This is a genomic window from Olsenella phocaeensis (assembly GCF_900120385.1).
Lineage (GTDB): Bacteria > Actinomycetota > Coriobacteriia > Coriobacteriales > Atopobiaceae > Olsenella_I > Olsenella_I phocaeensis.
Genome location: NZ_LT635494.1, coordinates 88,711 through 107,873, shown reverse-complemented (window position 1 = coordinate 107,873; position 19,163 = coordinate 88,711). Strand labels below are relative to the sequence as shown.

At 68.2% G+C, this 19,163-nt stretch carries 16 protein-coding genes and 2 pseudogenes; 10 read left to right on the top strand and 8 right to left on the bottom strand.

The features are described 5' to 3' along the window. The 3 genes and pseudogenes from BQ7388_RS00460 to BQ7388_RS00450 all read right to left on the bottom strand — a co-directional run. Positions 1 to 200: pseudogene (locus tag BQ7388_RS00460) on the bottom strand (peptide chain release factor family protein); the annotation flags it as partial. An 85-nt stretch (positions 201 to 285) separates the two neighbouring features. Continuing rightward, positions 286 to 1,662 (bottom strand): MATE family efflux transporter, encoded by a 1,377-nt coding sequence (locus BQ7388_RS00455; RefSeq protein WP_072499509.1) that lies wholly within the window; start codon positions 1,660 to 1,662, stop codon positions 286 to 288. A gap of 174 nt (positions 1,663 to 1,836) precedes the next feature. Beyond that, complete coding sequence (locus tag BQ7388_RS00450) at positions 1,837 to 2,802, bottom strand: ABC transporter permease (RefSeq protein WP_234946718.1); 966 nt, start codon at positions 2,800 to 2,802, stop codon at positions 1,837 to 1,839. A gap of 164 nt (positions 2,803 to 2,966) precedes the next feature. On the opposite strand from BQ7388_RS00450, the gene grcA3 (BQ7388_RS00445) reads away from it, so the two are divergent. Both grcA3 (BQ7388_RS00445) and BQ7388_RS00440 read left to right on the top strand, forming a co-directional pair. Further along, positions 2,967 to 3,218 (top strand): autonomous glycyl radical cofactor GrcA3, encoded by a 252-nt coding sequence (gene grcA3, locus BQ7388_RS00445; protein ID WP_009279036.1) that lies wholly within the window; start codon positions 2,967 to 2,969, stop codon positions 3,216 to 3,218. An 84-nt stretch (positions 3,219 to 3,302) separates the two neighbouring features. Further along, positions 3,303 to 3,527: pseudogene (locus tag BQ7388_RS00440) on the top strand (4Fe-4S cluster-binding domain-containing protein); the annotation flags it as partial. Here the strand turns inward: BQ7388_RS00440 and BQ7388_RS13405 are convergent. Then, entirely contained in the window at positions 3,464 to 5,821 is a 2,358-nt protein-coding gene (locus BQ7388_RS13405; protein WP_407668466.1) for an ABC transporter ATP-binding protein, read from the bottom strand. The pseudogene BQ7388_RS00440 and the gene BQ7388_RS13405 sit on opposite strands and share 64 nt — an antisense overlap. A gap of 349 nt (positions 5,822 to 6,170) precedes the next feature. On the opposite strand from BQ7388_RS13405, the gene pflB reads away from it, so the two are divergent. The 3 genes from pflB (at position 6,171) to pflA (ending at position 9,445) form a co-directional block, all read left to right on the top strand. Then, a complete protein-coding gene (gene pflB / locus BQ7388_RS00430) occupies positions 6,171 to 8,321 on the top strand; it encodes a formate C-acetyltransferase (protein ID WP_072499507.1) in 2,151 nt (716 codons plus the stop codon). A 62-nt stretch (positions 8,322 to 8,383) separates the two neighbouring features. Then, positions 8,384 to 8,635 (top strand): autonomous glycyl radical cofactor GrcA3, encoded by a 252-nt coding sequence (gene grcA3, locus BQ7388_RS00425; protein ID WP_009279036.1) that lies wholly within the window; start codon positions 8,384 to 8,386, stop codon positions 8,633 to 8,635. 3 nt (positions 8,636 to 8,638) lie between these two features. After that, on the top strand, positions 8,639 to 9,445 hold the full coding sequence (gene pflA / locus BQ7388_RS00420; protein WP_072499506.1) for a pyruvate formate-lyase-activating protein: 807 nt from the start codon (positions 8,639 to 8,641) through the stop codon (positions 9,443 to 9,445). A 229-nt stretch (positions 9,446 to 9,674) separates the two neighbouring features. Here the strand turns inward: pflA and BQ7388_RS00415 are convergent, their stop codons facing one another. Next, positions 9,675 to 9,902, bottom strand: coding sequence for an AEC family transporter (locus BQ7388_RS00415; RefSeq protein WP_072499505.1), 228 nt, complete (start codon positions 9,900 to 9,902; stop codon positions 9,675 to 9,677). Here BQ7388_RS00415 and BQ7388_RS11705 point away from each other — a divergent pair. Beyond that, positions 9,889 to 10,296, top strand: a complete 408-nt coding sequence (locus BQ7388_RS11705; protein WP_129583119.1) for a hypothetical protein — start codon at positions 9,889 to 9,891, stop codon at positions 10,294 to 10,296. The genes BQ7388_RS00415 and BQ7388_RS11705 overlap by 14 nt on opposite strands. Before the next feature lie 86 nt (positions 10,297 to 10,382). Here BQ7388_RS11705 and BQ7388_RS00405 read toward each other — a convergent pair whose 3' ends face one another. From BQ7388_RS00405 to BQ7388_RS00395, 3 genes are all read right to left on the bottom strand, one after another. Then, positions 10,383 to 12,131: an ABC1 kinase family protein gene (locus BQ7388_RS00405; protein ID WP_009279033.1), complete on the bottom strand. Its 1,749-nt coding sequence runs from the start codon at positions 12,129 to 12,131 to the stop codon at positions 10,383 to 10,385. Between the two features lie 10 nt (positions 12,132 to 12,141). Then, the gene (locus tag BQ7388_RS00400) at positions 12,142 to 12,531 is read right to left on the bottom strand and encodes a phasin family protein (protein WP_072499504.1); all 390 of its coding nucleotides are present in this window, start codon (positions 12,529 to 12,531) and stop codon (positions 12,142 to 12,144) included. 101 nt (positions 12,532 to 12,632) lie between these two features. After that, positions 12,633 to 13,334 (bottom strand): HAD family hydrolase, encoded by a 702-nt coding sequence (locus tag BQ7388_RS00395; RefSeq protein ID WP_159430772.1) that lies wholly within the window; start codon positions 13,332 to 13,334, stop codon positions 12,633 to 12,635. A 190-nt stretch (positions 13,335 to 13,524) separates the two neighbouring features. Here BQ7388_RS00395 and serC point away from each other — a divergent pair, with 190 nt between their 5' ends. The 4 genes from serC (at position 13,525) to BQ7388_RS00370 (ending at position 19,146) form a co-directional block, all read left to right on the top strand. Then, positions 13,525 to 14,625, top strand: a complete 1,101-nt coding sequence (serC, locus tag BQ7388_RS00390) for a 3-phosphoserine/phosphohydroxythreonine transaminase (protein WP_072499502.1) — start codon at positions 13,525 to 13,527, stop codon at positions 14,623 to 14,625. A gap of 74 nt (positions 14,626 to 14,699) precedes the next feature. Continuing rightward, entirely contained in the window at positions 14,700 to 16,361 is a 1,662-nt protein-coding gene (locus BQ7388_RS00385) for a polysaccharide deacetylase family protein (RefSeq protein ID WP_083558145.1), read from the top strand. A gap of 295 nt (positions 16,362 to 16,656) precedes the next feature. Next, positions 16,657 to 17,844, top strand: coding sequence for a phosphoglycerate dehydrogenase (locus BQ7388_RS00375; RefSeq protein WP_072499500.1), 1,188 nt, complete (start codon positions 16,657 to 16,659; stop codon positions 17,842 to 17,844). 45 nt (positions 17,845 to 17,889) lie between these two features. Then, complete coding sequence (locus BQ7388_RS00370) at positions 17,890 to 19,146, top strand: DUF1015 domain-containing protein (protein WP_072499499.1); 1,257 nt, start codon at positions 17,890 to 17,892, stop codon at positions 19,144 to 19,146. Positions 19,147 to 19,163 lie beyond the last annotated feature (17 nt).

The following is a 19,163-nucleotide window of genomic DNA, read 5'->3' as shown; positions in this document are numbered from 1 at the left end:
TGTAGAAGAGACGGGGGCGGGCCCGACGGGCGCGGGAGCCCCCGCCTCAGCTTCTGGAGGCAGAGCAGGCGGTTCTGGTACTGGCTGCGCGACTCCCTGCTGGTCACCACGATGCCCGTGGGGAGGTGCCTCATGCGGACTGCGGAATCGGTGGTGTTGACGCCCTGCCCGCCGGGACCCGTGGCACGGAACGCGTCCACCGCACACTCACCCGCAAGCTCCTCGATCCCCTTGCGTGCGAAGCGTGCGTAGTCGCAATGTCCCAGGCCGCCCTTGGCGTCCATGCTATGCCGCCTCCAGCCTGAGCTCGCGCCGGAACGCCAGGAGCACCCACAGCGAGAGCACGAGCGAGAGGAACGACATGACCGGGTAGTTGAGCCAGAGCCCCGTGAGGCCGAGGGGCCAGAGGAGCGGGAGCTCGAGGAGGGGGAACACGAGCGCGCTGCACACCGAGAGGAGCGAGGCCAGCTTCGACATCTGGATGGCCGTCATGAGGGCCTGGGTGGCAAACGAGAACCACCTCACGGTAAACGACACGGCGAACACGCGGAAGGCGACGGTCGCGAGGGCCATGAGCTCGGGGGCCGGGTCAGAGATGAAGAGCAGGGTGAGCTCGCGCGGGAGAAGGGCCATCGCGACGCCGGAGGCGAGCGAGATGGCGGCACAGGCGGCGAAGACGCAGCGCTCGATGGCGACGACGCGGTCCTGGCGGCGAGTGCCCCAGTTGTACCCCACGGAGGGCTGCAGCGAGTCGCAGACTCCGTAGATCAGCGGGAACACGAAGCCGTCCACGTACATGAGCAGGCCGTAGGCAGAGACCGCGTACTCCCCACCCAGAAGGAGCAGGGCCGCGTTGAGCGCGATCGAGGTGACGCGGCCGGCGACGTTGTTGAGGAAGGTAGGCATGCCAGAGGCCGCAATCTCCCGCACGAGGGCCCAGCTCAGGCGAGGCCTCACGAAGCGCAGCTGCATCCTCCCCAGGGCGAAGGGCAGAAGCGCGAGCACGGTGCAGACCGCCATGGCGAGGGCGTAGCCCAAGGCGGCCCCCAGGATCCCCAGGTGCAGGAAGTACATGAGCGAGAACTCCACCACGCCGCCGAACACCGCCATGAAGACGTTGAGGGCGAGGGAGGAGCGAATCCTCCCACAGGCCTTGAGGTAGTTGTCGACCGCAAACATCCCCACCGTGATGGGCGAGAAGGCCGCGTAGACGCGCAGGAAGTCCACCGCCATCGAGGCGAGCTCCCCCGTCGCCCCCATGGCCGCCATGATGGCGGGGGCTGCGAGGAAGAGAGCCGCGCCCGTGACGGCACCCAGCAGGACGTTGAGGAGGACGGAGCAGCTGAAGATGTTGTTGGCCCGCTCGTCGTCACCCCTTCCCATGCTGATCGAGATGGGAACGGACGAGCCCACGCCGATCATGTCGCCGAAGGCGAAGTTGAGGATGACGAAGGGCATGGCGAGGTTGACCGCGGCGAAGGCCTGCTGCCCCAGGAGCTGCCCCACGAAGATGCCGTCGGCAAGGTTGTAGAGGGCGGACGCGAGCATGCTGGCCGCCCCCGGGACCGCCGCCACGAGGAAGAGCCTGAGTGGAGGCGTATCGACGAAGAGCCTGCGGGCGCGCTCCGCCGCCAGGCCGCTCTCCTCCTGCATCTGCGCCATGCGTCCCCTCTCGCCTGCAAAAGTGCTTGGAATCGGCAAGGTGGGCCGCGCGACGGCCCCGCAATGCCCAAACAAGAAAATACCAGTCGAAGGGAACGTCCGCACGCAGGGAGGACCCGACGCACGGACGTCCCGACGGGGCGTCATGAGGCCGCCGGCCACGCCCGTGACGCGCTACTCGCTCCTGAGCGCCTCCACCGGGTCGCGGCGGGCGGCCATGCTCGAGGGGATGAGCCCGGCGACCAGGGTGAGCCCCACGCTGATGGCGACGAGCGCGAGGGCGCTCTGCCAGGGCAGGACCATGATGTTGGGCACTCCCTTCCAGCCCAACACGAAGGCGTTCACGGGAACCGAGGCCAGGTACACGAGGCCGACGGCGAAGACGCCCGAGAGAAGCCCCTCGATCACGGTCTCGGCGTTGAAGATGTTGGCGACGTTGAGCCTGGAGGCGCCCATGGCGCGCAGGATGCCGATCTCCTTCTTGCGCTCGAGGACCGAGATGTAGGTGATGATGGCGATCATCACCGAGCTGACCACGAGCGAGATGGACACGAAGGCGATGAGCACCGTCGAGATCATGTTGACGATGTCGGTCACGGAGCTCATGAGGGCGCCCACGAGGTCGGAGTACTGGATGGTCGAGTCGGGCTTGCCGGCGGCCTCCTCGCCTCGGTTGTAGGAGTCGATGACCCCCTCCACCGACTTCTTCGCGTCGAAGTCGCGGGGGTAGATGCTGATCGACTCGGGGTCGTCGAGCCTCGCGTAGCCTAGCTTCCTCATGTTGGCGTCGTAGCTCAGGTCTTCCGCGTTCATGTAGTTCTGCAGGAGGGAGCTCAGGTCGTCCTGGCTCATGTTGACCTTGATGGCGCGCGAGAAGGCGCCGGCGTCCACCGAGAAGCCGCTCTGGAGCGCGGAGGAGAGGGACGACATCTGGCTCTGGATCTTGCCCGCGATGGCGTCGGAGAGCTGTGTCCCCAGCTTGGAGGTGGCCGCCGCCATCTGGGTCTGGAGCTGGCTCGCGAGCTGGGTGGCCATGACCTGCGCCGCCTGCCTCACGAGGGCCTGCATCGCGTTGGAGAAGTAGGGTGCGAGCTGCTCCTGGAGGTACTTCTGCATGGCCTGGCCAGCCACGTCGCCCATGCTCGACCCGAAGCCCTCCTGGAGCTTGGCGATGGTCGCCTTGGCGGNTGCGCCTGCGCCGCCGACGCCTCCGCCGGCGAGGGCCAGGCAGACCGTCCGTAGGGCGAGGCGGCGCCGCGAGCCCCAAGCCAACGCACATGACAGACCACGAAGAAAGGACTCCCATGAAGTGCTCGGACATCCCCGAGGAGCAGGTGGACAACCTGGTAGGGCTGCTCGACGGCTACGCGCAGGAGGGCGGTCACCACCTCAACGTGAACGTCTTCACCAAGGAGACCCTCCTCGACGCCCAGGCCCACCCCGAGAGGTACCCACAACTCACCATCCGCGTCTCGGGCTACGCGGTGAAGTTCAACTCGCTCACCCGCGAACAGCAGGACGACGTGATCGGCCGCACCTTCCACGAGGCGCTCTAGGCCTTGGACGAGGTCGAGAGGACCCTGCTGCCCCAGGCCTCGGACCCGCTCGCCAGCCGCGGGCGGGTCCATTCCGTCGAGAGCATGGGGACGGTGGACGGACCGGGCTGCCGCATGGTCGTCTTCCTCCAGGGCTGCCCCCTGCGCTGCGCCTACTGCCACAACCCCGACAGCTGGGACTACGCGGGCGGGAGCGAGGCCAGCGTGGGCGAGCTCCTCGAGCGCTTCGAGAGGAACCACCCCTTCTACCGGAGGGGCGGCATGACCGTGAGCGGAGGGGAGCCCCTGGCCCAGCCCCGCTTCGTGGCGGACCTCTTCCGTGCGGCGCACCGGAGCCCCCGTGGCCGCATCCACTGCTGCCTCGACACNGCGCGCTGCTCGTCGGAGAGGCCCGAGAGCGCGTCGGTGATGCCGCTCTTGGCGAGGTCGAACCTGGGCGCCCCCGCCATGAGCGCGGCCATGCTCTGGGCGCTGAACACGCCGGAGAGCTGGCTGGTGTCCAGGCGCACCGAGCTCATGTCGAAGCCCGAGGCGTCGGGCGCGAGCCCCGAGAGGTCGAGCGAGCCCAGGTCCATGCCGGACGAGAGGCCCGAAATCGCGCTCGCGTCAAACGAGAAGGCGCTCTTGAGCGCCGACTCGTCGACCGTGAAGAGGGAGCCCATGTCAAGCTCCTTGCCCTGCTTCTGCTGCAGCTCCTCGAAGCTCTTGCCGGTGAAGACGTCGGTGTCGGGCTTGGCGACCTGCTCCTTCACGATGTCGGAGTCGGCGGCTTCCTGGATGAGCTCGTTCGTGAGGGCCGCGGTGTAGCCGACGCCCTCACGCACGAGGCTCGAGGAGCTGACGCTCCGGGGCTTGACCACCCCCACGACGCGCAGGTCCAGCCCCTCGTCCACCGCGGAACGCAAGAATCCGTCGTCGGCCGACATGTCCGTCCATCCACCCGTGCTGTCGTTCCTCTGGTAGAGGGCGGTGGCGGGGACGACCTTGAAGCTCATGCCCATCGCGTCGTCGTAGCTGAAGTCGCGGTAGTCGTCGGGCACCTCCACCTCCTTGCCGCCCAGCATCTGGCTCATCATGTCGTTCATGGCCTCGGTGTCATAGAAGCCCAGGCTGTAGAGGGTGTAGTCGCTGATCCTGCCGTTGGCGTCAAGCACGAGGACCGCCTCGTCCGCCGCCTTGGGCCAGCTGCCGGCGACGACCTCCATCTGGTCGTCGAGCATCTTCTGGTCGCTCACAAGCTCGTTGAAGGAGGAGTTGGTGGTACCGCCCGTGAGGGCCGAGCCCATGACCCCGCTCGCCATCTTGGTGGTCACCTCCGAGGGGTTGAGTCGCGTGATGCCCGCGCTCGTGTCGGCCTCGTAGATCTGCGGCGTCACGCCGTAGGAATACTTGATCGTGTTGACGTAGGGCTCGATGCCGCTCTGCCCGCCCTCGAGGAAGGCCTTGAAGGACGAGAGGTCGTTGTTCTTGACCTGGGCGAACATGTCGGTCATGACCTTGTCCTGGCCGATGGTGCCAGCGTCTGCCGAGGCCTGCTGCGCCTCTCCGCCAAAGCTGCCGCCCGCGATGCCGGAGCCCAGCAGGCTCGAGACGTCGAAGCTGCTCTTGGTGATGGTGAGCGGATAGGAGGCCAGCGAGCTCTCCTCCGTGTCCTTGATGTATCCGTTCACGCCGTTCGAGAGGGCGAGGATGGCAGCGATTCCGATGATGCCGATGGAGCCCGCGAAGGCGGTGAGGAAGGTGCGCCCCTTCTTGGTCATGAGGTTGTTGAACGAGAGCGAGAGGGCCGTCGCGAACGACATCGAGGCATGCCTGCCAGGCTTGGAGGCGTCCCTCTCCCCTGGTCCGGCGGTGGCCGAGGCAGGACCTGACACGCCGGCCATGGCTCCCGACGCGCCCGCGCGCGCCGTCCCCAGCCCCTCGGGGCGCAGGGGGTCGCTGTCACCCTCTATGCGACCATCGCGCACGCGCACGATGCGGGTGGCGTAGGCCTCGGCGAGCTCGGGATTGTGCGTGACCATCACGACGAGGCGGTCGCGTGCCACCCCCTTCAGGATGTCCATGACCTGCACGCCGGTCTCGCTGTCCAAGGCGCCGGTGGGCTCGTCGGCGAGGACGATGTCGGGGTCGTTCACCAGCGCGCGTGCGATGGCCACGCGCTGCATCTGCCCGCCGGAGAGCTGGCTCGGGCGCTTGTGCAGGTGCTCGCCGAGCCCCACGCGCTCGAGGGCCTCCCTCGCCCGCGCGCGCCGCTCCGAGCGGCCCACCCCCGAGAGCGTGAGGGCGAGCTCGACGTTGGAGAGGATGCTCTGGTGCGGGATGAGGTTGTAGCTCTGGAAGACGAAGCCCACGCGGTGGTTGCGGTAGGTGTCCCAGTCCTTCGAGCCGAAGTCCTTGGTGGAGGTCCCGTTGACCACGATGTCGCCCGAGTCGGCGTGGTCGAGGCCGCCCAGGATGTTGAGCATGGTGGTCTTGCCCGAGCCCGAGGGCCCGAGGATGGCCACGAACTCGTTGTCCCTGAAGGTCACCGACACGTCGTCCAGGGCCACCTGGGTGAAGGAGTCGGTGACGTAGGCCTTGCGTATGTTCTTGAGCTGGAGCATGGCAAACCATCCCTCGCGCGCGATTTTTCACCTGCTGGTTCTACCCAGAACGCCCCGACCTAGGCGGGGACGGGGAGATTCATCCCATGCACACCTGACGCCTGGTGCGAGACGAGGGAGGATCGAAGGGGACGCCTCTCTCCCCCTCATCTGCTTCTGAAGCAATTGGTTTAATTTATATGCAATATGTGGTGTTTCACAGAAATTAAATAACAATATGTTGTGCTAATCCCAGATGGACTGGTTTAGACTGGGTCTCACCCCTCGCAAAGGACTCTGGTAGGTTAGATAGAGCTAACAGTGCGGGCGCCGCAGGGGACGCCCGCAAACGGACCCTTGGGAGCGTGCGATGCAGAAGGCATGGGAAGGCTTCGTCGGCGGCAACTGGGAGCGCCACGTGGACGTCAGGGACTTCATCCAGAGGAACTACACGCCCTACGACGGCGACGAGTCGTTCCTCGCAGGGCCCACCGAGGCCACGAGGAGGCTCTGGGACGAGGTCATGGACCTCTTCGAGGAGGAGCGTGCGCACGACGGCGTGCTCGACATGGACACCGACGTCGTGAGCACCATCACGAGCCACGGGCCCGGCTACATAGACCGCCCGCTCGAGAGGGTCGTGGGGCTGCAGACCGACCGCCCCCTCAAGCGCGCCCTCATGGTGGACGGCGGCATACGCATGGCGGTGGCCGCCTGCGAGAGCCACGGCTACCATGTGGACCCCCAGATCGTCGACTTCTACACCAAGCGCCGCAAGACCCACAACGCCGGGGTCTTCGACGTCTACACGCCCGAGATGCGCGCCTGCCGCCACTCGCACATCATCACGGGGCTCCCCGACGCCTACGGGCGCGGGCGCATCATAGGCGACTACCGCCGCGTCGCCCTCTATGGCGTGGACTTCCTCGTCGCAGAGAAGAGGGCCGAGAAGGCGGGCACCCAGAAGCACATGACGGAGGCCGTGATACGCCACCGCGAGGAGCTGGCCGAGCAGGCGCGCGCCCTCGAGGAGCTCAGGGAGCTCGGACGCGTCTACGGCCTCGACCTGGGACGTCCCGCCCAGAACTTCCAGGAGGCGGTGCAGTGGCTCTACATGGGCTACCTCGCCGCCGTCAAGGAGCAGAACGGCGCGGCAATGTCCATCGGGCGCAACTCCGCCTTCCTCGACGTCTATGCCGAGAGGGACCTGGCCCAGGGCCTCTTGGACGAGTCCCAGGTGCAGGAGATCATTGACCACCTGGTCATGAAGCTGCGCATGGTCAAGTTCGCGCGCACCCCGGAGTACAACGAGCTCTTCTCCGGTGACCCCCAGTGGGTCACGGAGTCCATAGGCGGCATGGGCGTGGACGGTCGCTCCATGGTCACCAAGACGAGCTACCGCTACCTCCACACGCTCGAGAACATGGGCACCAGCCCCGAGCCCAACCTCACCGTGCTTTGGAGCACCCGCCTGCCCGAGCCTTTCAAGCGCTACTGCGCCAGGATCTCCATCGCTACCAGCTCCATCCAGTACGAGAACGACGACCTCATGCGCGTGTACCACGGCGACGACTACGCCATCGCCTGCTGCGTGAGCTCGATGCGCATCGGCAAGGAGATGCAGTTCTTCGGAGCCCGCGCGAACCTCGCGAAGTGCCTGCTCTACGCCATCAACGGCGGACGCGACGAGAAGACGGGCGAGCAGATCGGCCCCAAGTTCCGTCCGGTGGAGGGCGAGTACCTCGACTACGACGACGTGGTGGAGAAGTACCGCGACATGATGGCCTGGCTCGCCGGCGTCTACGTCAACGCCCTCAACATCATCCACTACATGCACGACAAGTACTGCTACGAGCGGCTCCAGATGGCCCTGCACGACGAGCACGTGCATCGCTGGTTCGCCACGGGCATCGCCGGGCTCTCCGTCGTGGCGGACTCGCTGAGCGCCATCAAGTATGCCAAGGTGCGCGTGCTGCGCGACCAGACGGGCCTCGTCACCGACTACGAGGTGGAGGGGGACTTCCCCAAGTACGGAAACGACGACGACCGCGTTGACCAGATCGCCCACGACGTGGTCGAGGTGTTCATGAAGTACGTGCGCGAGACCGACACCTACCGCAGGGCCGTCCCCACGACCTCGATCCTCACCATCACCTCCAACGTGGTCTACGGCAGCGCGACGGGCAACACCCCGGACGGACGCAGGGCCGGGCAGCCCTTCGCGCCCGGCGCGAACCCCATGCACCGGAGGGACACCCACGGTGCGGTCGCCTCGCTGGCGTCCGTGGCGAAGCTCCCCTTCCGGGACGCCCAAGACGGCATCTCCAACACCTTCTCCATCGTTCCCGACGCCCTGGGCAAGCGAGGGGGCGTGATGTTCTCGCCCGACGAGCTCGACCTGGGAGACGTGGACATCGCGGGAATCGACTTCTCCAAGGCCGACTTCTCGCTTGAGTCCCACGTCGACTGCGCCTGCGCCGCCGACGCCTCCGCCGGCGAGGGCCAGGCAGACCGTCCGTAGGGCGAGGCGGCGCCGCGAGCCCCAAGCCAACGCACATGACAGACCACGAAGAAAGGACTCCCATGAAGTGCTCGGACATCCCCGAGGAGCAGGTGGACAACCTGGTAGGGCTGCTCGACGGCTACGCGCAGGAGGGCGGTCACCACCTCAACGTGAACGTCTTCACCAAGGAGACCCTCCTCGACGCCCAGGCCCACCCCGAGAGGTACCCACAACTCACCATCCGCGTCTCGGGCTACGCGGTGAAGTTCAACTCGCTCACCCGCGAACAGCAGGACGACGTGATCGGCCGCACCTTCCACGAGGCGCTCTAGGCCTTGGACGAGGTCGAGAGGACCCTGCTGCCCCAGGCCTCGGACCCGCTCGCCAGCCGCGGGCGGGTCCATTCCGTCGAGAGCATGGGGACGGTGGACGGACCGGGCTGCCGCATGGTCGTCTTCCTCCAGGGCTGCCCCCTGCGCTGCGCCTACTGCCACAACCCCGACAGCTGGGACTACGCGGGCGGGAGCGAGGCCAGCGTGGGCGAGCTCCTCGAGCGCTTCGAGAGGAACCACCCCTTCTACCGGAGGGGCGGCATGACCGTGAGCGGAGGGGAGCCCCTGGCCCAGCCCCGCTTCGTGGCGGACCTCTTCCGTGCGGCGCACCGGAGCCCCCGTGGCCGCATCCACTGCTGCCTCGACACGTCGGGGGCGACCTTCGACCCCAAGCGTCCCGAGCCCTTCTCGCCCGTGCTCGCCGAGTGCGACCTCGTGCTCCTGGACATCAAGCACAGCGACCCCGCAGGGCATCGCAGGCTCTGCGGCTCGGGGCCCGAGGCGCCCCTCGCGCTCGCCGACGAGCTGGCGCGCAGGCGCATCCCCATGGTGGTGCGGCACGTCGTGGTGCCTGGCATCACCGACGTGGAGGAGGAGCTCAGGGGCCTGGGCAGGCTCCTGGGGAACTGGGACAACGTCGTGGGCCTGGACCTCCTCCCCTACCACACCATGGGGAGGGATAAGTACGGGAGGCTCGGCCTTCCCTACCGCCTCGAGGGCGTGCCGGCAATGGACCCCACGCGTCTGCCCGAGCTCAGGGCGATCGTGATGGAGGCCCGTGCCGCGCGCAGGGCGGAGCGGGTGCGCTAGGTCCGTCGGAGCTCGCTGCGCCACGGAGCATGTGATCCATCGGCGTCCGCGGACCACTGGGTCTGCCCTTTGCTCGGCGTGCCTGGCCCTCCCCCAAAAAGAAGGGCAGTACAGGACGAATCGCAGCCCCACCGTGCGCGAGGAGCGCCGGCTCCGCCCCGACTGGCACCCCCCGTCATGCGAGAGGAACGCAACCCCAGTGCCGCCAGCAGCCCCGCGGCGCCCGATCCTACCAGATGGTCTCCGCCAGCCACACCAGGGCAGGTATCGTCACGATGGAGAGGAGCGCGGAGACGACGACCGTCTGCGCCGCGTAGCGGTAGTCCTTGCCGTGCAGCTGCGCGTAGACGGCGACGTTGGACCCCACAGGACAGGCACAGGCGATGGGGACGGCGAGGGGCCGGACCGAGTCGGTCGACCCTGTCATGAGCGCGACGCCATAGGTGAACTGCAGCACGTTGAGAAAGCCGATGTACGTCGCCTCGAAGAAGGTGGCCTCCTGCCCCAGGAGGGCGATGACCAGGGGGGATGCCGAAGAAGCCGGGGTTCGAGAACGCCGCGGCGAAGCTCCCTATGGGGTCGTCCCTGAAGCACGCGCGCGAGATTGCCAGGCAGAGCAGCATGGCGAGCGCCGCAACGGCCGTCGAGGCCAGGAGGCCCTCCACGTTCTGCTGCGTGCGCGGGACCCTGAAGCCGTTCACGATGACGGCAGGGAGCACCACGTACACCAGGACGTTTCCCAGGTCGCGGCTGCCAACGTCGCCTATGCGGCCGCTGCGGTAGAGCCAGAAGCCGACCCCCACGAGGAGGAACATGACGAGTATCTGGGAGGCGAGCACGACGACGGATGACATGCAGACCACAGCCTAGCCACGGGGAAGCAGAACCTCGCAAGGCTAGCACTTGAACGGGGGCGAGGGACGTCGCGCCCTCCCGCCTAGCGCCTGGACTCCCGCATGATCTGCCGCACCAGCCAGAGCCCCAGCACCAGGGCGACCACGTAGCCCACGAAGCCGATGACCGGTATGCCAAAGATGACGGGCTGGATGCGCGCGTAGTACACCACCGAGGACCCTATGAAGAGGCCCGCGATGATGATGCCCATGGTCAGGCGGTCAGCGGCGTGGGCCATGTCGCTGATGGGGTTCTCGGTGCCGGGGAGGTCGAGGTTCATGCGCAGCTGGCCGCGGGTGAGCATCTCCATGGCCGTGTCGGCCTGGGACGCGGCCCTGAGCAGGCCGTGCGAGGCCGAGGCGGACTCCCGGAGATACGAGCGCAGCTCGCCCTTGGCGAGGTCGAGTGGCCTGGTGTGGGCCTTGATGTGGGCCCGCACGATGTCGACCATGCTGGCGTCCGGCAGGAAGCCGTCCACCGTCCCCTCGAGGGTGACGAGGGAGCGCGCGAGCATGGTGACCGTGCCGGGGAGCTCGATGCCGTTCCTGCGCGCCATGCTTATGAGCGAGTTGAGGAAGGCCCCGATGTCCAGCTCCGCGAGGTCCGCCTCGCCGAAGTCCGCGATGATCGAGTCGAGGTCGGCGAGCAGGCTCGCGTGGTCGACGTCCCTCAGGTCCGACACCGAGAAGCGCAGGAGCCCCGCCTTGAGGCCCGCGCTGTCGCGGGCGGCGACGGCAGAGACCATGTCTGCTATGGCGGAGCGGTCGTGGGACGAGAGCCTTCCCATGATGCCCAGGTCGAGGTAGACGATCTTCCCGTCGCGCACCACGAGGTTGCCGGGATGCGGGTCCGCATGGAAGAAGCCGTCGTCGATCATCTGCTGGGTGTAGTTGTCGACCAGCTTGGTGCCTATCTCCTCCAGGTCATAGCCCTGGGCGAGAAGCGCCTCGCGGTCGTCGAAGGGGATGCCCTCGACGTAGTCCATCACCACGACGTGCTCGGTGCAGAGCCTGGGGAAGGGCCGCGGGCAGTCCACGAAGCGGCAGCTCGCGTTGTTCCGGCGGAACTCCTCGAGGCTGTGGGCCTCCACCAGGAAGTCCGTCTCCTCGCGGAAGGACTGCCAGAGCTCGTCCACCACGGATTGCAGGTCGAGGAACTGGTCGTCGCCCATGAGGCCCTGCGCGCGGCGCGCGAGCGAGCGCATGATCGAGATGTCCTGCGCCATGATCTCCTGGACGTGGGGCCGCTGCAGCTTGATGGCCACCGTCTCCCCGCTGACCAGCCGCGCCTTGTGGACCTGCGCCACGGAGGCGGAGCCCAGCGGCACGTCGTCTATGGCGTCGAAGATCTCCTCGATGGGGGTCTCGTACTCCGCGCGCAGCGTCTGGAGCACGAGCTCGCGGTCCATGGGCTCCACGTCGGTCCTGAGGCGCGTCAGCTCCTGGCAGAAGCTCTCGGGGAGTATCTCCGACCTCATGGAGAGGATCTGCCCCGCCTTCACGAAGGTGGGGCCCAGCTCCTCGAGGAGCTGCCGGAAGCTGACCGGCGTGAGGCCGTGGAGGATGTCGTAGTGGCTCGCGATGGCCAGAATCTCGCGCAGGCGGGCGGCCTTGCTCAGGCGGGAGATGCGGTACCTCCGGGCGTCGCCGGGAAATCCCCCCAGAAGGCCGATGGTGTCGTCGCGCACGGGAGCCCAGGGTCCCTTTTCGGAGGGCCCCCAGCCGTCAAGGGGGCCACGGCCTCCCGTGGCCCCCTTGACCTGCGTGCCTTGGTCCCTCTCGCCCTGAGCCATGGGGACCTTCCTACTCGGCGTCCTGCGGCTCCCCGCCGGCCTCGGCATCATCCTCGGCGTCGTCCTCGACGACCTCCTCGGACTCGACCTCGACCTCGACGCGCTGGGCGTCGATGTCGTCCGCGACCTCCTGGGCATGCGCCAGCCATGACGCACGCTCCTCGGGGCTCATGGACCGCAGCTTCGCCCTGAGCAGGGCGTCGGATGTGTCGTTCGACGCCTGGCTCACCTTGTGCTTGAGCTCCTCGTTCAGGGCCTTGCCCTGCTCGACGGTGAGCTCGCCCTTCTTGACCAGGTCCTCGATCATGCCCTGGGACTTCTCGGCCCCCAGGGCGACGGCGCCGACGCCGGCCAGAAACGCCTTGCGAACGACCTCGCCAAAATCGTCGATCCCTGCCATTGCGAACCCCTTTCGGCCGCGGGGCGCCCGTGCGCCCCTCCAACATGCCGCCCTTGTACCCAAGACGTCGACGGGCAAGACGCGTCCCGTCGACGGACGGTCTATCCCAAGAGCAGGCCACACAGCTCCGCCACGCTCCGCGCCACGGCCACGGCACCCGCCCCCTCGAGCTCCTCGACGGTCCCGGTGCCGCCCAGCACCACGCCCACGCGGGGCACGCCGCAGGCGCTGGCGGCCTCCACGTCGTAGTGCCTGTCGCCCACCATGACGGCGTCGGCGGCGGCGAGCCCCATCCTGCCCAGGACGTCCCTCATCGTCTGCGCCTTCGAGATGCCGTGGTCGGCGTCCTTTCCCCCGATGACATCGAAGAGGTCGGAGATGCCGTTGTCCGCCACGGCCCTCCTGAGCAGGCGGGTCCTCTTGGACGAGACGATTCCCAGCCTCTTGCCCGCGGCGCGCAGCGACCCGAGGAGCTCGGGGATGCCCCCGAAGACGGGCCAGGCGGCAGGCCCCAGGGACTCGTATATCTCCCGATACCTGCGCGTCACCTCCTCGGCGTCCCCCTCCGAGAGGCCAAAGACCAGGCTGAATGCCTGGGGGAAGGGCGGGCCCACGAGCTCGCCCGCACGTTCGAGCTCACGCTCGGGGATGCCGAAGTCGCGCAGCACCCTGGTGGCCGTCCCCACGATGAGGGGCTTGGAGTCCGCGAGCGTCCCGTCGAAGTCGAAAAGGACACATCCGCGCTCGGCGAGGGTGGCCCCTCCCATGGCGGTCCCCACCGACCTGGCCTCTTGATCCTGCATGGGCGCGTTCCCTTCTCCTCGTGTTCGCCCGTCCATGATAGCGTCTGGGCCGCCCCAACCTGCCCCCTCGCGCCCGCCATCACGCAAGGTTACAAGCTGCCGTCGCCTTGGGCCGCGCGTGGCGCGACATCTGCCGGGCGCGCTACGATGGCTTTGAGTGCGCACGTTGGCATCCAGGTCTGGAGGACAGATGGCACGCGTCTTCAACTTCTCTGCGGGTCCCGCGGCCCTTCCCGAGCCCGTTCTGCGCGAGTGCGCGGAAGAGATGCTCGACTACCGGGGGTCAGGCATGTCCGTCATGGAGATGAGCCACCGCTCGCCGCTCTACCAGTCCATCATCGACGACGCCGAGGCGACGCTCAGGCGCGTCATGGGCATCCCCGCCAACTACCACGTTCTCTTCCTCCAGGGCGGCGCGACCCTCCAGTTCGCGGGCGTCCCCCTCAACCTCATGCGCCACGGCAGGGCGGGCTACGTGGTGAGCGGCAACTGGTCCCAGAAGGCGTGCCAGGAGGCCCGGAGGTACGGCAGCGCCGAGGTGGTCGCCTCGAGCGAGGGCACCGGCTTCGACCGCGTGCCCGAGTTCCCCTCGGACCTCGACCAGAGCCTCGACTACCTCTACCTCTGCCAGAACGAGACCGTATTCGGCAACATGATGCGCGACTTCCCCGACGCGGGCTCCGTGCCGCTCGTGGCCGACGTCTCGAGCTGCTTCCTCTCGCTCCCCCTGGACGTGAGCCGCTTCGGCCTCGTCTACGCAGGCGTGCAGAAGAACGCCGGCCCCGCGGGCGTCACCGTGGTCATCGTGCGCGACGACCTCGTCCAGGACGGGCCCGCGCTCGGCGTCTGCCCCAGCTACATGGACTTTCGCCTCGAGGCGGAGAGGGGATCCATGCTCAACACGCCAAACTGCTGGGGCATCTACGTGTGCGGCAAGGTCTTCCGCTGGGTCGAGGAGCAGGGCGGGCTCGAGGCCATGGAGGCCCGCAACCTCGCCAAGGTCGGACCACTCTACGACTACCTCGACCACAGCGCGCTCTTCTCGCCCAGCGTCCTTCCCGGGCACCGCTCCATCGCGAACGTCTGCTTCAGGACGGGCGACGAGGCGCTGGACGGGGAGTTCGTGACGGGGGCGGCCGAGAGGGGCATCGTGAACCTCAAGGGGCACCGCCTCGCCGGTGGCATGCGCGCGAGCTGCTACAACGCCGTCCCCCAGGAGGCCGTCGACGCGCTCCTCGCGTACATGTCCGACTTCGAGGCGAGGCACCTGCCGCGCACGCGGCCCATCTAGCCGGGACGTGCCCGGCACCTGCGGGGCGTCCCGCGCCCCCACCAAGGAGAAGGTCGCAGACCAAAGGAGAAGGCATGCGCTACGTGAAGGTGATGGACAACATAGCCAAGAGGATCACCCGTGACGGCGAGGCGGAGCTTGGCGAGGGATACCAGAAGACCGACGACATAAGCCAGGCGGACGCGATCCTGGTGCGGGCCAGCGACATCCACGGCATCGACTTCGGCCCCTCCGTGCGCTGCGTCGCGCGCTCGGGCGCCGGCGTGAACAACATCCCGCTCGAGGAGTGCGCCAAGCGCGGCATCGTGGTGTTCAACTCGCCCGGCGGCAACTCCAACGCCGTGAAGGAGCTCGTCGTGGGCATGATCCTGGTCAACTCCCGCGGCACCGCGGGCAGCATCGANGGCGAGCACCGCCGGCAGCCCACGGCGACCTCCACCGGAGCGAGCCACTACATCCCCACCGCCACCTACGGGAGCGCCCACCGCAGCTCCCGGCCCCTTGCCGGCCCCAGGGACACGGCCGCCCCCGGCGGTCCCAACCTCACCCGCCGCAACGCCATCGCACTCGCCGTCGTGGCCGCGCTGGGAGGAGGCGGCGTCTGGTTCGCCACCAGCAGGCCCGTCCAGGTCAAGGTGAACGGGCAGGGACTGAAGGTCACGAGGGGGGCTACCCTCGAGCAGGTGAGGGACGCCGCGTCCCTCTCGCCCAACGCCGGAAACCTCGTCTCGGTCTCGGGCAAGGTGCTCGAGCAGGGCAAGGGCTTCGCCCTCTCCGCCCGCGTGAACGGCGCGGACCTCGACCAGGACCAGATCGGCTCATACCGCGCCAAGGCGGGCGACGACATCCAGATCGGCGACGGAGCCGACCGCAGCGAGGAGTACAGCGCCACGACCAGGGAGGTCCAGCCCAAGCTGCTCATGCAGGGCGGCTACGGCGCCGTTGCCTACGTGTCGCAGTGGGGCAGGCCCGGCAGGGTCGAGACCCGCACCGGCACCACCTCGGGAGAGACCGCAGACACCACCGTGGACGAGGTCCAGGACTGCGTCATCATGCTCCACAACGTGAAGCCCGACAACGACCAGAAGCTCGTCGCCCTCACCTTCGACGACGGTCCCAGCGAGTACACCCAGCGCTACCTGGACATCCTCAACCAATACGGCGCCAGGGCGACCTTCTTCAACCTGGGCAGCCAGGTGGCGGCGTACCCCGACCTGTCGAAGGCGGTCGTCGCCCAGGGGAGCCAGGTGGCGTCGCACTCCTACACCCACCCGGAGCTCCCGACCCTGGACGAGGCGACGCTCCGGGACGAGCTCAAGAGGACCTTCGACGCCATCCGGGATACCGACGGCGTGGGCACCACCGTGATTCGCCCGCCCTACGGCGCCTTCAAGGAGTCCACCTGGCTCAAGTCCGGCGGACTGCTCTCGTGCTCGGTCATCTGGAACCAGGACTCCGAGGACTGGCGCAGGCCCGGCGCGGACAAGATCGCGGCAAACGCCCTGAACGGCATCGCGCCGGGCTCGATTATCCTCATGCACGACGGCGGCGGCAACCGCGACCAGGACGTCGAGGCGCTCCCCACCATCATCAGCAGCCTTCAGGGGCAGGGCTACACCCTCGTCACCATCAACGAGCTCCTGGCCTCCGACAGCTCCATCCCCGACGACATCAAGTCTGGCAACGCCACCCTCCCCGAGGGCTGCGTCTGGCCGACCGAGCTGGGAGACGCCTAGGCCTGCCCCCCTGCCAGCCCCTGACGTGACCTTGTTGCGAATTGCCGAGCTGGTCCCCTTCCCTGGGTATAAACCGGGGGAGGGGACCCGTCGTTTGGAGAACAANCGGTGGCATGCGCGCGAGCTGCTACAACGCCGTCCCCCAGGAGGCCGTCGACGCGCTCCTCGCGTACATGTCCGACTTCGAGGCGAGGCACCTGCCGCGCACGCGGCCCATCTAGCCGGGACGTGCCCGGCACCTGCGGGGCGTCCCGCGCCCCCACCAAGGAGAAGGTCGCAGACCAAAGGAGAAGGCATGCGCTACGTGAAGGTGATGGACAACATAGCCAAGAGGATCACCCGTGACGGCGAGGCGGAGCTTGGCGAGGGATACCAGAAGACCGACGACATAAGCCAGGCGGACGCGATCCTGGTGCGGGCCAGCGACATCCACGGCATCGACTTCGGCCCCTCCGTGCGCTGCGTCGCGCGCTCGGGCGCCGGCGTGAACAACATCCCGCTCGAGGAGTGCGCCAAGCGCGGCATCGTGGTGTTCAACTCGCCCGGCGGCAACTCCAACGCCGTGAAGGAGCTCGTCGTGGGCATGATCCTGGTCAACTCCCGCGGCACCGCGGGCAGCATCGACTGGGTGCGCAGCAACGCCGGCGACCCGGACATCGTGAGGGCGAGCGAGCGCAGCAAGAAGGCCTTCGTGGGCCACGAGGCCATCGGGCGCAAGGCCGGCGTCGTGGGCCTGGGCGCCGTGGGCTCCAAGGTCGCCAACGCCCTCATCAACCTGGGTCTGGACGTCTACGGCTATGACCCCTACCTCTCCGTCGAGCACGCCTGGCAGCTCTCTCGCGAGGTCAAGCGGGTGGACAGCCTCGAGGAGCTCTGCCAGGGGGCCGACTACGTGACGCTGCACGTCCCCTCGAAGGAGGACACCGTCCACATGCTGGGAGAGGAGCAGGTCTCCCTCATGGCGGACGGCGCGATGCTCCTCAACTACGCCCGCGCGGACATCGTGGACGAGGACGGCGTGGCCAGGTCCCTCGAGTCGGGCAAGCTCGGCTGCTTCGTCTGCGACTTCGCGACCCCCAAGACCACCCGGATGCCCCGCACCCTCATCACGCCCCACATGGGGGCCTGCACCGACGAGGCAGAGGAGAACTGCGCCCGCATGGCCGTGGGCGAGATGAAGGCGTACCTCGAGGACGGCACCATCAGGAACTCCGTCAACTACCCCGACTGCGACATGGGCCCCTGCCAGGGCCAGGGGCGCTTCGCGGCGCTCCACGCCAACGTCCCCAACATGATCGGCCAGCTCACCGCCGCGCTCGCTGGCACGGGCACCAACATCCAGCGCATGAGCAACGCCTCGCGGGGCGCGCACGCGTACACGTTGGTGGACACCGACTCCCCCCTCGACCGCCAGACCTACGACCGCCTGCGCGCCATCCCCGGCGTGTACCGCATCAGGGTGATCAGGCCGGCCCAGGCCTAGCGGCCCACGCGGGCACCGCCTGACGAGCTGCAAGGAGGAATGCAGATGAGAGCCGAGCCCATGAGCTGCCTGCGGCCCACGCCGGAGCGCGCCGCCAGCTTCGCGAGCCTTCCCTACGACGTCTTCGACCGCAGGTCCGCCGCGGCGTACGTCGAGGCGCACCCCGACTCCTTCCTCGCCATCGACAGGCCCGAGACCGCCTTCCCGCCCGACCAGGACATGTACGCCCCCGAGGTCTACGCCAAGGCGGCCGAGCTCCTCAGGGCGCGCGCGCAGGACGGCACGCTCCTGCGCGACGCGACCCCCTGCTACTACGTCTGGCGCCTGGAGCAGGGCGGGCACGCGCAGACCGGCATAGCCTGCGCGTGCGCCGTGGACGAGTACCTCGATGGGACCATCCGCCGGCACGAGGGCACGACCGCCGCCAAGGAGGCGGACCGCATCGAGCACATCCGCGCGACGGGCGCCCAGACGGGGCCGATCTTCCTCTGCTATCGCGACAACTACGCCATCGACGTCCTCGTCCGCGCCGCCACGCAGGCGAGCCCCCTCTACGACTTCACGGACGGAGAGGGCGTCCGCCAGACCATGTGGCGCATCGCGCGGCCCGCTGCCGTGGAGGCCCTGCGCGCCTGCTTCCAGACCGTGCCCTGCGCCTACATCGCCGACGGCCATCACCGCGCCGCCAGCGCCGTCCATCTGAGCCTCGAGCGCAGGCGCGCCGACGGGCGCCCCGAGGGTGCCTGCGCCAAGGGCGACGAGAGGCCCTACGACCTCTTCCTCTCGGTGCTCTTCCCCGCGAGCCAGCTCAGGGTGCTTCCCTACGACCGCGTCCTGTTCGACACCGCCGGACTCACGCCGGAGGACCTCCTCCGGGGCCTCGACCAGGCCGGCTTCGACCTCATGGGAGAGGGCCCCTCCTTCGCGGTCCCGGGCGCGCGGCACGAGTTCGGCCTCTTCGTGGGAGGCTCCTGGCACGGCCTCAGGCTCAGGGACCCCGAGACGCTCCCGGAGGGTGACCCCGTGGCGCGGCTCGACGCCGGCATACTCCAGGACCGCGTCCTGGGGCCGCTCCTGGGCATCGACGACCCGCGCACGAGCGAACGCATCCGCTTCGTCGGCGGGGTCGAGGGGACGGGCAGGCTCGAGGAGCTCGCCGGCGCGGGTGGGGCGGCCTTCTCGCCCTTCCCCACCTCGGTGGGCGAGCTCATGGCCGTGAGCGACGCGGGACGCCTCATGCCCCCCAAGTCGACCTGGTTCGAGCCCAAGCTCAGGAGCGGGCTCCTCATCCGCCGGATCTAGCCTCCGGCCAGAGCCGC

Bases quoted from the DNA above. Each gene is read 5' to 3' on its own strand.
- grcA3 (WP_009279036.1), top strand. From the start codon at position 2,967: ATGAAGTGCTCGGACATCCCCGAGGAGCAGGTGGACAACCTGGTAGGG.
- serC (WP_072499502.1), top strand. From the start codon at position 13,525: ATGGCACGCGTCTTCAACTTCTCTGCGGGTCCCGCGGCCCTTCCCGAG.
- BQ7388_RS00450 (WP_234946718.1), bottom strand. From the start codon at position 2,802: ATGGGCGACGTGGCTGGCCAGGCCATGCAGAAGTACCTCCAGGAGCAG.
- BQ7388_RS00375 (WP_072499500.1), top strand. From the start codon at position 16,657: ATGCGCTACGTGAAGGTGATGGACAACATAGCCAAGAGGATCACCCGT.
- BQ7388_RS00400 (WP_072499504.1), bottom strand. From the start codon at position 12,531: ATGGCAGGGATCGACGATTTTGGCGAGGTCGTTCGCAAGGCGTTTCTG.
- BQ7388_RS00455 (WP_072499509.1), bottom strand. From the start codon at position 1,662: ATGGCGCAGATGCAGGAGGAGAGCGGCCTGGCGGCGGAGCGCGCCCGC.
- grcA3 (WP_009279036.1), top strand. From the start codon at position 8,384: ATGAAGTGCTCGGACATCCCCGAGGAGCAGGTGGACAACCTGGTAGGG.
- BQ7388_RS00370 (WP_072499499.1), top strand. From the start codon at position 17,890: ATGAGAGCCGAGCCCATGAGCTGCCTGCGGCCCACGCCGGAGCGCGCC.
- BQ7388_RS00395 (WP_159430772.1), bottom strand. From the start codon at position 13,334: ATGCAGGATCAAGAGGCCAGGTCGGTGGGGACCGCCATGGGAGGGGCC.
- pflB (WP_072499507.1), top strand. From the start codon at position 6,171: ATGCAGAAGGCATGGGAAGGCTTCGTCGGCGGCAACTGGGAGCGCCAC.
- BQ7388_RS00405 (WP_009279033.1), bottom strand. From the start codon at position 12,131: ATGGCTCAGGGCGAGAGGGACCAAGGCACGCAGGTCAAGGGGGCCACG.